This is a genomic window from Acinetobacter sp. GD03645 (assembly GCF_029845285.1).
GTDB lineage: Bacteria > Pseudomonadota > Gammaproteobacteria > Pseudomonadales > Moraxellaceae > Acinetobacter > Acinetobacter corruptisaponis.
In genome coordinates, this window is sequence record NZ_JAOCLL010000020.1 from 62,415 (window position 1) to 73,847 (window position 11,433).

Annotated in this window: 10 protein-coding genes and 2 tRNA genes; 7 read left to right on the forward strand and 5 right to left on the reverse strand. The window is 42.6% G+C overall.

Features of this window, described 5'->3' with window-relative positions; genetic code table 11:
• Positions 1–131: 131 nt before the first annotated feature.
• On the reverse strand, positions 132–329 hold the full coding sequence (locus N5J47_RS15080; protein ID WP_279960578.1) for a hypothetical protein: 198 nt from the start codon (positions 327–329) through the stop codon (positions 132–134).
• Positions 330–588: 259 nt separating this feature from the next.
• On the opposite strand from N5J47_RS15080, the gene N5J47_RS15085 reads away from it, so the two are divergent.
• Positions 589–1,068, forward strand: a complete 480-nt coding sequence (locus N5J47_RS15085) for a hypothetical protein (RefSeq protein ID WP_279960577.1) — start codon at positions 589–591, stop codon at positions 1,066–1,068.
• 130 nt (positions 1,069–1,198) lie between these two features.
• Here N5J47_RS15085 and N5J47_RS15090 read toward each other — a convergent pair.
• Both N5J47_RS15090 and N5J47_RS15095 read right to left on the reverse strand, forming a co-directional pair.
• Positions 1,199–1,284, reverse strand: a tRNA-Leu gene (locus tag N5J47_RS15090).
• An 8-nt stretch (positions 1,285–1,292) separates the two neighbouring features.
• Positions 1,293–1,366: transfer RNA gene (locus N5J47_RS15095), tRNA-Cys, on the reverse strand.
• Between the two features lie 170 nt (positions 1,367–1,536).
• On the opposite strand from N5J47_RS15095, the gene folD reads away from it, so the two are divergent.
• Positions 1,537–2,385, forward strand: coding sequence for a bifunctional methylenetetrahydrofolate dehydrogenase/methenyltetrahydrofolate cyclohydrolase FolD (folD, locus tag N5J47_RS15100; protein ID WP_279960576.1), 849 nt, complete (start codon positions 1,537–1,539; stop codon positions 2,383–2,385).
• A 51-nt stretch (positions 2,386–2,436) separates the two neighbouring features.
• Positions 2,437–3,105 (forward strand): 50S ribosomal protein L11 methyltransferase, encoded by a 669-nt coding sequence (locus tag N5J47_RS15105; RefSeq protein ID WP_279960575.1) that lies wholly within the window; start codon positions 2,437–2,439, stop codon positions 3,103–3,105.
• A gap of 57 nt (positions 3,106–3,162) precedes the next feature.
• On the opposite strand, the gene N5J47_RS15110 is transcribed toward N5J47_RS15105, so the two are convergent.
• Complete coding sequence (locus N5J47_RS15110) at positions 3,163–3,585, reverse strand: hypothetical protein (RefSeq protein ID WP_279960574.1); 423 nt, start codon at positions 3,583–3,585, stop codon at positions 3,163–3,165.
• A 263-nt stretch (positions 3,586–3,848) separates the two neighbouring features.
• Here N5J47_RS15110 and glpK point away from each other — a divergent pair, with 263 nt between their 5' ends.
• The 3 genes from glpK (at position 3,849) to glpD (ending at position 8,028) form a co-directional block, all read left to right on the forward strand.
• Positions 3,849–5,363, forward strand: a complete 1,515-nt coding sequence (gene glpK / locus N5J47_RS15115; protein ID WP_279960573.1) for a glycerol kinase GlpK — start codon at positions 3,849–3,851, stop codon at positions 5,361–5,363.
• 48 nt (positions 5,364–5,411) lie between these two features.
• Positions 5,412–6,170, forward strand: coding sequence for a DeoR family transcriptional regulator (locus tag N5J47_RS15120; protein WP_267981063.1), 759 nt, complete (start codon positions 5,412–5,414; stop codon positions 6,168–6,170).
• A gap of 337 nt (positions 6,171–6,507) precedes the next feature.
• Positions 6,508–8,028, forward strand: a complete 1,521-nt coding sequence (gene glpD, locus N5J47_RS15125; RefSeq protein ID WP_279960572.1) for a glycerol-3-phosphate dehydrogenase — start codon at positions 6,508–6,510, stop codon at positions 8,026–8,028.
• Positions 8,029–8,078: 50 nt separating this feature from the next.
• Here glpD and N5J47_RS15130 read toward each other — a convergent pair whose 3' ends face one another.
• A complete protein-coding gene (locus N5J47_RS15130; protein WP_279960571.1) occupies positions 8,079–10,256 on the reverse strand; it encodes a TonB-dependent siderophore receptor in 2,178 nt (725 codons plus the stop codon).
• 247 nt (positions 10,257–10,503) lie between these two features.
• On the opposite strand from N5J47_RS15130, the gene tehB reads away from it, so the two are divergent.
• Positions 10,504–11,367 carry an SAM-dependent methyltransferase TehB gene (gene tehB / locus N5J47_RS15135; RefSeq protein WP_279960570.1) on the forward strand — a complete coding sequence of 288 codons (864 nt, stop codon included), beginning with the start codon at positions 10,504–10,506 and terminating at the stop codon, positions 11,365–11,367.
• Positions 11,368–11,433 lie beyond the last annotated feature (66 nt).

The following is an 11,433-nucleotide window of genomic DNA, read 5'->3' on the forward strand; positions in this document are numbered from 1 at the left end:
GGTGTAAATAGGCAAGAGACTAAAAACCAGAGTAAAAAGGGTTAGCCTTGGCTTTTCGCATAAGTCGCAACTAAAAAAGAAAAATACCAAGATAAAAAGGCATATTTTAATCTCCTGATTATTCTATAGAATTAGGCAAAAAGCCATTCCTGACGAAGATTGGTTGCTTGATCATCTTGATCTAAATCAAATGTGACTTTTTGCCCAAGCTTTAGATCGACATCTTCTTGCCATTCATTGCTAGCGAATGGATAGCGAACAGCATTTTCATCAATAACAATGCCTGTTTTATTCAAAGGTGAATAATGTAAAATAAGCCCAATCATCATAATATTCTCTCATTATCTTTAGAGGTTGGAGTAATTATGCTTAAGGGGGATGACAGGTGGTGTCATTTGAAATTTAAACCTAAAAATTAAGAAAAATATTTCACTCTGACATAACCTGTCAAACAGCTTTTATATATTGAGTCTGTTACTTTTATAGGAAGCAGATGATGGAACAAAATCTTAATCAAACAGAAACTTTAGCTCATGAATGGTTTTATGAAAAAATGGGGAGCGCATAGGGGCAATTTCTCAATCACAAATGATTGAGCTTATTCAAACAGGAGGGTTGCATCGAGATACAGCAGTATGGCGAAAAGGTTTAAATGACTGGATAACTTTGGATAAAACTGAGTTGAATCAGTTTGTTGATCGTACTCTGCCACCACCATTAACAGGTCAGCATGTAAATAATACAATGGTGTGGATATTGGCTTTTGCACCCATTTTAGGACTGTTTCTGGAGTATTTTGTAGCAGGCATGTTCTCTGGGGGAAATGTCGAATTAGCGACTTATAAGGTTGAAGAGGGCTATTATTTTGTAATTACCATCGCCTTAAATATCATGCTTTCTATTTTGGATGAAAGAAGATTAGAAAAGGCAGGGGTGAAAACAGAAAAATTCAAAGGTATGGTGTGGTTAGTGCCTGTGTATTTATTCCAGCGTGCTAAAGCGCTGGATCAAAGTCTGGCTTATTTTATTGTGTGGATTGTTTGTTTTCTCGTGGCAAACTACAGTTGAATTAAAATTATAAATACCATATTAAGAAGCTGTTTAGGCAGTCTTTTCTATATTTTACACATATTTTTAGACACAAAAAAACCAGCCTATGCTGGAATTTTATTTGCACCATATTTCATTTGCTGAAAAATGGTGCCCGAGGCCAGACTCGAACTGGCACGCTTTGTGGGCGGGGGATTTTAAATCCCCTGTGTCTACCGATTTCACCACTCGGGCTTTACCAATGGAGGCGGAGGTCGGAATCGAACCGGCGTACACGGAGTTGCAGTCCGCTGCATGACCACTCTGCCACCCCGCCATCTCTTGGTGATGCACATATTAGCAATCTTTAGGAAAAAAACAATAGTGTTTCGGGTGAATATGCACATAAAAACAACATCTAAAAGCATATTGGGCAAATTATCATGTATCATTTGCATACTTATCTGATTAGTAAGCGCTTACTTATACTCACTTGGGAGATACGCTGTGGCATTGGTTTTAGACGGTCGTGCATTGGCAAAACAAATCGAGGCAGATTTGTTGGTACGTGTAGAGGCACTTAAAGCAAAAACGGGGCGTACCCCAATTCTGGCAACCATTCTTGTCGGGGATGATGGTGCATCTGCAACTTATGTGCGTATGAAAGGCAATGCTTGCCGTCGTGTGGGAATGGACTCACTTAAAATTGAATTACCAAAAGAAACCACCACAGCGCAACTTCTGGCTGAAATTGAAAAACTCAATGCCAACCCTGATGTGCATGGCATCTTGTTGCAACACCCAGTTCCTGAACAGATTGATGAAAGAGCATGCTTTGATGCCATTTCACTGAAAAAGGATGTGGATGGGGTAACTTGCCTTGGTTTTGGTCGTATGGCAATGGGTGAGTCTGCTTATGGTTCAGCGACACCAGCGGGCATCATGACCATTTTGCAGGAAAACAACATTGAAATCGCAGGTAAACATGCGGTGGTGGTGGGGCGTTCAGCGATTCTAGGTAAACCAATGGCGATGATGCTGTTACAGGCCAATGCGACAGTGACGATTTGCCATTCACGTACCCAGAATCTTCCTGAGCTGGTTAAACAGGCAGATATTATTGTCGGCGCAGTCGGTAAGGCTGAATTGATTCAGAAAGACTGGATCAAGCAAGGTGCGGTTGTGGTTGATGCTGGTTTTCATCCTCGTGATGGTGGTGGTGTGGGGGATATCCAGCTTGTTGGTATTGAAGAGGTTGCATCTGCCTATACACCAGTGCCAGGCGGTGTTGGCCCTATGACGATTACCACATTGATTCGTCAGACCGTTGAAGCCGCTGAAAAAGCTTTAGGTTAATTTTTTAGCCCCTCTACTTAGAGGGGCTTTTTCAAGAATTAAAGAAACGATATGAGCTGTACTTTTCAATTTGCCAAAGCACCTGAGCAACTGCTGAAAGCTTTGCATGAAGTTATTCCAAACACAGATTTATTGGCGCAACAGCTTCCTGAAACGCCAATTTCCTTATGGCTGATTCCCCCTGTATTTCCGACTAACCGTCTGGATGATGAGGTAATCCGTCGGATCTGGAATGAAACCCCATACTGGATTTTTTGCTGGGCATCGGGTTTGGCAATGGCGCAATGGTTATTGGCTGAACCGCATCATGTTAAAGATAAAGTGGTGCTGGATTTTGGGGCTGGTTCAGGCGTGGTGGCGATTGCCGCAAAAATGGCAGGGGCAAAGCGGGTCATCTGCTGTGATATTGATCAGGTCAGCCTGGAATCATGCCGTGAAAATGCCTTGCTAAATAATGTCGAGCTTGAGTATCTGGATGATTTGTACAAGTCAGAACAGGTGGATGTCTTGCTGGCTGCGGATGTGCTTTATGATCAGTGTAATCGATTCTTTCTGGATGAGTTTCTAAAATTCGCACCAGAAGTCTGGGTAGCGGATAGTCGGGTTAAAAACTTTAGCCATCCCCAATATATGAAGATTGATGAGCGCAGTGCAACCACTTGGCCTGATCTGGATGAAGCCAAAGAGTTTCGCAATGTCAGTTTTTATAAGACCTTATAATAAATACACAGTTATAGGGTAAGGTGGTTTAAATCAACCACCTTATTTTTTTAATTATTATGAACAGGTGTAGCGGACCACTTTAAGTGTTGTTGGGCGTGTTTCTAGTGCCTGACGTGTTGCATAACCCTCACTATTGTTTAAATCAGGTGAGTTGGATAGACCAAAAGTTGCACGGCTGTTGCCAAGTTGCACCCCATATTGTTCCTGTTTGGTAGGGTTCATAATTTCATTGACACTGAGTATCGAAATTTTATAGGTTTTTTCCATTCCTAACACCTGTTTACAGGCATGCTGTAACTTTTTCTCATCAACATCACTATTTCCACGTGCTGCCAAGGTATAGGCCAGTGTTGCCGAAGTTGCTGTTTTACTTTCAATTTCATAACCTGTCACACCATTGTACTGATGTGGAGTGCTTTGACATGCCGCAACCAGAAGTGTACCGCTCACAATAATCAATAAATTAGTTTTTTTCATATTAGTGGTCCTATTATTTCTAGTCTTAGTATCGCATAAATTAGATTTTGTATTGTGATGAATCTTTAAAACCCACGCTGTTCATCATGATTTGGGTTCAAAATGAGAGAAAGAATTTTCGTTTTCGAACAATTTTGCATATAATCGTGCAAGTTTTTATTTTTATACACAAGTCATTGCTGTATCACAGTGTTGAAGCCCATTTTTTAATGGGCATTTCATTTATTGCTTTGATACATAAGGCAAGTCTGAGTAGGTATGCCATGATCTCTATAGATAGTCAAAAAAAATATGTGGTTGCATTTGACCAGGGTACAACGAGTTCACGTGCAATTGTGTTGGATCACGATGCAAATGTCATTAGTATTGCCCAGCGTGAATTTACCCAAATCTACCCGCAACCAGGCTGGGTTGAGCATGACCCAATGGAAATCTGGGCAACACAAAGTGCGGTATGGGTTGAGGCTTTGGCACAAGCAAGTATCTCAAGTGACCAGATTGCCGCGATTGGTATCACCAACCAGCGTGAAACCACGATTATCTGGGATAAAAAAACGGGCAAACCGATTTATAACGCGATTGTATGGCAGAGCCGCCAAAGCAATGAGATCTGCAACCAGCTCCGTCAGGACGGCTGGGATGAGTATGTGCGTAAGGTCACTGGACTGGTGATTGATCCATATTTTTCGGCAACCAAGATCAAGTGGATTCTGGATCATGTTGAGGGAAGCCGAGAGCGGGCAGAACGTGGTGAACTGTTGTTTGGTACGGTGGATAGCTGGCTGATCTGGAAACTCACCAATGGTCAGGCGCATGTGACTGATTATACCAATGCCTCACGTACTATGCTGTTTAATATCGAAACACTGCAATGGGATGATAAACTGCTTGAGGCCTTGAATATCCCGAAAGCCATGTTGCCTGAGGTGCGTAGCTCATCTGAAATATATGGGCATACCCATACCATCAGTGGTCAGGAAATTGGAATTCCAATCGCGGGAATTGCAGGGGATCAGCAGGCCGCCTTGTTCGGTCAAATGTGTGTTGAAGCGGGGCAGGCAAAAAATACTTACGGTACAGGCTGTTTCCTGCTGATGAACACAGGTAAACGTATTGTTCAATCTGAACATGGTCTACTAACCACGATTGCATGTGGGCCACGAGGTGAAGTGAACTATGCCCTGGAAGGTGCAGTTTTTAATGGTGGTTCATGTGTGCAATGGCTGCGTGATGAATTAAAGGCCATTAACGACTCGCATGACTCGGAATATTACGCAACTAAAGTGAAAGACAGTAATGGCGTTTATGTCGTTCCTGCATTTACGGGGTTGGGCGCGCCATATTGGGACCCAACCGCACGTGGCGCGATTTTGGGAATTACCCGTGGCGTGAGTATTGAGCATATTATTCGTGCAACGCTGGAATCCATCGCTTATCAAACCCGTGATGTGCTGGATGCTATGCAGCAGGATTCGGGTGAGAGGTTACGTACACTCCGTGTAGATGGCGGTGTCACTGCCAATAACTTCCTTATGCAGTTTCAGGCGGATATTTTATCGACTTCGGTTGAACGTCCAGCCATGAAAGAGACCACAGGTATGGGAGCTGCATTTCTGGCAGGTTTAGCCGTTGGCTTCTGGTCTGATCTGAATGAATTGAAGAGCAGAATGACCATTGAGCGAACATTTACACCCGCGTGTAGTCAGGATGAAACCGAAAAACTTTATCAAGGCTGGTTAAAAGCTGTGGGGCGCACACGTGACTGGGCTGAAAATTAAGGTAAAATAACGCCATTCGTAATTTAAAATAACTTAGGATGGATGAGCATGAGCTTGATACTACGCCAACAAAAAACCCTCGAACTGGTGAGAGAGCGTGGCTATATCAGTATTGAAGAGCTTGCTCAATATTTTGATGTTACCCCCCAAACCATCCGCCGTGATATTAATCAGTTGGCGGATGAGGGCTTGTTGCGCCGCTATCATGGTGGGGCCGCGCATGATTCCAGTGTTGAAAATACCGAATATACGATGCGTGTCGGCTATATGCTTGAAGAAAAGCGCAGGATTGCAGAGGCGGTGGCTGCTGCTGTGCCTGACCATGCGTCATTATTCATTAATATTGGAACGACCACGGAATCGATTGCCCATGCCTTGCTCAACCATACAGGCTTGAAAATCATCACCAATAACCTGAATGTAGCCAAAATTCTCAGTACCAAGGAGGATTTTGAAGTGCTGATTGCCAGTGGTCGGGTTCGCCCTGATGGTGGTGTGATTGGTCAGGCAACGGCTGATTTCTTTAAGCAGTTTAAGGCGGATTATGCGCTGATTGGGATTAGTGGTATTGAAGAGGATGGCACTTTGCTGGATTTTGACTTTCAGGAAGTGTGTGTGTCACAGGAAATTCTCTCAAGTGCACGTCAGGTTTTCTTGGCGGCGGATAGCAGCAAGTTTGGCCGTAATGCCATGATCCGTCTGGGTTCATTGAAGCAGGTGGATAGTATCTTTACTGATCAGCAACCCAATGAGCAATATCTAAAAACCATTCATGATTTGGGTGTGAATTTAGTTGTTGCTCAATAATTTTTCATTTTTGAATATGATTTTAGCAATAAATATTTCTATAATTTAAATCATTGATCTCATCTCTAAATATGGTGCGGTAGGGGCGAACTGTGTTCGCCAGAATTCAATAATAAATAATTATATATTTGATATTTAAAATAATTTAATTGAGAAGAATCCTAAAATAAAAGATCCTTTTTACATACAGGCGAACACAGTTCGCCCCTACTATTTTATACTTACTTAAAAAAATGCCAATTTATTGGCATTTTTTTGCACAAAATTTATTGTTTATTTTCATTTTATATGTTTAAATTTTCATTATCGAAAAATAATGAAAATTTGCGGTGATTATATGCAAACTTCTCCTCGGTTAAATGACAAAATCTATGACCTTGCTGTTATTGGTGGCGGTATTAACGGTGTTGGTATCGCCGCTGATGCGTCAGGACGTGGTTTATCCGTATTCCTGTGTGAAAAAGATGATCTAGCCAGCCATACTTCTTCTGCGAGTAGTAAGCTGATTCATGGTGGTCTACGTTATCTTGAACATAAAGAATTTCGTTTAGTACGTGAAGCACTGGCTGAGCGTGAGGTTTTGTTGGCCAAAGCACCACACATTATCCGTCCAATGCGTTTTATCATGCCGCATCGACCACATTTGCGTCCAGCATGGCTGATTCGTACAGGCTTGTTCTTTTATGATCATTTGGGCAAACGTGAAAAGCTGCTGGGTTCAAACAATGTTTATTTTAAAGAAGATAGCCCGTTAAACTCTGCCATTACCCGTGGTTTTGAATATTCAGACTGTGCTGTGGATGACTCTCGTCTGGTGGTTTTAAACGCCATGCATGCCCGTGAGAAAGGGGCCGATGTAGTGACCCGAACCCGTTGTCTTTCTGCACAACGTGATGGGCAATATTGGCTGGTCGATCTGGAAAATGAGCATGGTCAATTCCAGATTAAGGCGAAAGCCTTGGTTAATGCCGCAGGGCCTTGGGTTGCACAATTCATTAAGCAGGATTTACAGCTTAAATCTCCTTATGGTATCCGCTTGATTCAGGGCAGTCATATTATTGTGCCGAAGCTGTATGAATGTGATAAAGCATTTATTATGCAGAATGATGACCGCCGTATTGTGTTTGCAATCCCATATCTGGACCAGTACACCATGATTGGCACCACAGACCGTGAATATCAGGGTGATCCAGCACAGGTGAAAATTACCCAGGAAGAGATTGATTACCTGATTGAAGTGAGCAATGCGCATTTCAAGAAACAACTCACTCCACAGGATATTATTTCGACTTTTGCGGGTGTGCGTCCTTTATGTGATGATGAATCGGATAATCCATCAGCCATTACCCGTGACTATACTTTGGCCTTGTCCAAAGGTGAGGAGGGGCAGGCTCCATTACTTTCTGTGTTTGGTGGAAAATTAACGACATACCGTAAACTGGCTGAATCCGCCATGCAGCAGCTCAAGGCATTTTTCCCTGAGATGCAGGGAAGCTGGACTGCGACAGAGGCATTGCCTGGTGGTGAAAATATGCATTCTGTTGAACAGTTGACGCAGGAAATCCGTGCACAAATCACAGATGCTCCAGAAACATTGGCAAAACGCTGGGCTTCATCGTATGGTTCACGGATCTGGAATATATTGGGTGAAACAACATCGGTTGACCAACTCGGAAAACATTTTGGTCAGGGCATGTATGCCAAAGAAGTGGATTATTTATGTCGCTTTGAATGGGTAACAAGCAGTCAGGATGTGTTGTGGAGACGTTCTAAACTGGGGCTTAGCTTCACTCAGAAAGAAACAGAGGCTTTGGATGCCTATCTTACTGTGAAAACTCATGGTAACGAAGCGGCTTAAAGCATTGAAACCCTCTATCTCATTGGTGTAGGGATAGAGGGTTAAAACGATTAGTACTTAAATTTGAATGCGACCGTATAGTTGGCTAGTTCACCATAGAAAGCCTGACCATCGGTAAAGCTATTTAGGTATTTTTTGTCTGTGACATTATCCGCATTGGCCTGAATGGTGAATTGAGGGGTAACTGCGTAGCTTGCCATCAAATTGAGAAGTGCGTAATCACCTTGTCTCAAAGATGTTCCATAGTTTTCATCAAAGCGGCTAATCTTGCCTTGCCATTGCAGACCTGCACCAACTTTAAGTTTTGGAAGTAGTACTGGGTTGTAAGTGGTTAACAGGTTAAAGGTCTGGTTCGGATTATAGGTTCTTGCCGCAACACCATTTTTCAAATCTCTCAAGCTAAACTGGGTATAGCCAAGCGAAACATTGACCTGATTGGTCAATTGTCCAGCCAGACCAACCTCAACCCCTTGTGAACGTAAATCACTGATTCCCACCTTACGGTTGAGCGGATTGCCATCGGAAGAACGCAGTGGATAATTGTTTTCCTCAGTTCTAAAGACAGCCAATGTTCCTGTTAGCCTATTATCCAGCCAGGCACTTTTAAACCCGACTTCATAGCTTTTACCATCAATTGGATCGGCAACTTTTCCTGTTGCCTCATCCACAGCGGTTTGGGGACGGAAAATTGAGGTGTAACTCATATAGCCCGTATATTCAGGTGTAAAATTATAGGTAATCCCCGCATAAGGTGAAACCTTGCTTTCATCATAGGCCATTGGCGCATCGTAACTTACACCCTCGCTTTTTGCCTTCACATAGTTCGCGCCTAGTGTGAGTTTGAGTTCATTGGTTAAATGTAAACGTGTTGCTGCATAAATGGACTGGTTGCGTTGGGTATAATCTGCCGTTTTTGCAAAATCTGACCAAGTCACGCTTTTCGGTGTCCAGCTTGCCCAGTTGGTGGTGTATGGCGTGGTATAGGTTACGCCATCGTATACTGATTCCTGAAAGTCGATGTTGCTGTCATGCAGGGTTCCGCTTTTTTCATGGTCGTTCTGATCGCTTTTTGAGAATGTATAGCCAATAATTGCTTCATGCTCACGGCCTAATAGGTCAAACTTGCCCTGTAGGTTGAAGTCAGCTGTATGTAGTTTATTATTTTCCAGATATCCGCTCGGTGTTAATGAAATGCCTGAACCATCCATGTTTGGATAGCCATAATAGTAGAGCAGCTGGCTTTGACGGTCTTTTTCATTATAGTTGTAGCTGAGGTTGGCCGACCAGGTGTTGAGGAATTGCTGTTTTAGCTCAATAAACGCATTTTTAGAGGTATTGTCCCAGTAGGCCCAGTCTGGATTTGGATTGTATGAGCGATCAAAACTGAGCTGTTTACCCGATGAATCCATAAGAGGTAAGGCACCCCAGTTATTGGCATTTGGCTTGTTCTTTTCCTGACTCGCGCCTACAGTAAGCAGGGTTTTATCGCTAATGTCTGCTTCTAGAACGCCTGCAATCCCATTCTTTTCCAGAGAGTAACGATCTAAATGGGAGTCCCCCGTTTGCTGGAGACCTGAAAGTCGTCCACGAACACGATCATTTGGCAACAGGCTACCTGATACATCTGCCTCATAGCGTTGTGTATTCCATGAACCATAACTGAGGTTGGTGTTTGCCTGAAGTTCTTTGCTTGGACGTTTACGCACATAATTGATGGTTGCGCTTGGATCACCAAATGCATTGGTCAGTGCATCCGCACCCTTAATTACTTCAATGCGATCATAGAAAAAACTGTCTGGATTGGTATCGTTGTAGTTCCATTGACTGGATGGGAAACCGACACCATCAACCAATATGTTGGAGATTTCAAATCCACGCGCCATATAAACAGCACGTTCAGTTTCCACTGAGTTTACGGTTACACCAGGAGTGTTGTTGAGCACATCTCTGGATGAGGTAAGGCCAAAGTCATCCATCTGCTGGCGTGTCACCACATTGATAGTTTGGGGAATTTCCTTGGCTTCGATATTTAACTTGGTGGCACTGTTGCTATTTTTAATGGTATAGGCTTTGGTTTTTTCAGAATTGTTCTCATCCTGGATAGCCTGAACCTTGATGGTTGGCAACTGGGAGGTTTCATCGGCAGCATGGCTATATGCGCTGATTGAAAGTATCCCAGATATGGCAATAAATAAGGGAGTGCGTTTGGTGAACGGGAATTGGCTCATATAATAACCATATAGATGAGAAGTATTGTTATTACAATTATTATTACTGTTTGCTTATTTTGCAATTTATTTCATCGTTTGGCTTATAGAAAAATTAAAGAATATAAAAACGATTGATAAGAATTTTTAATCGGAAAGGTTGTTGTTTTATGCAGTAATCTCAAAACCTCCTCAAGAATTAGCCGTTTTAATTCTAATGGACATAGTATAGTCATTTAATAAAGTGATCATTTGCAGGAAATATAAGATGGAAAACCTCGTCTGTTATAAACAAATGCCGATTTGGATGCATGACACGATTCCGAGTGGTTTTCAGAAAGCACACAATACCAAGGTGGGTACATGGGCAAGGCTCCATATTTTAAAAGGACAGGTTCAATTTGCCATGCTCAATGAAGCAGGTGAGACGATTTCAGAACACAACTTTTCCAGTGAACAACAACCGCCATTTATTCCTCCACAGGCATGGCATAAAATTGTCTCTAGTAGTGATGATGTGGCATGCCAACTCAGTTTCTATTGTCAGCCTCAAGATTACTTTAGCAAGAAATATCAATTGACTGCGACACATTCAGAGGTTTTGGCCGCTATGCCTTATTTAAGTGGAGGAATGGCTTTGGATGTTGGCTGTGGCAGCGGGCGGAATAGTTTATATTTAAGTCAGCAGGGCTTTACCGTCGATGCGTGGGATGTGAATCCGAATAGTATTGAAACACTGAATAAAGTGATTCAGCAGGAGAATATCAGTAATCTTCATACCCAGCTTAGGGATTTAAACCTGAATTGCCAGATCTCGCGGCAATATGATTTTATTTGCTGTACGGTGGTAATGATGTTTTTACAACCTGAAACAGTGAAGCAACTGATTGCACAGATGCAGCAGGCGACCGAAGTAGGCGGTTTTAATTTAATTGTCTGTGCAATGGACAGTGAGGATTATCCTGTACAACCTGATTTTCCATTTAGTTTTCGGGTGGGGGAGTTAAGGGAGGCTTATCACGGCTGGACATTGATTAAATATAATGAGGATGTAGGTGAGTTACATCGTGTGGATGCGCAAGGGCAGAGGATTAAACAACGCTTTGCCACATTGTTGGCACAGAAATGTTAATGCCTTGATATCTGTTTTGAAATAAGACAAATTATGTTTATGGCATAAAACAAAAAAGGTCGCCGA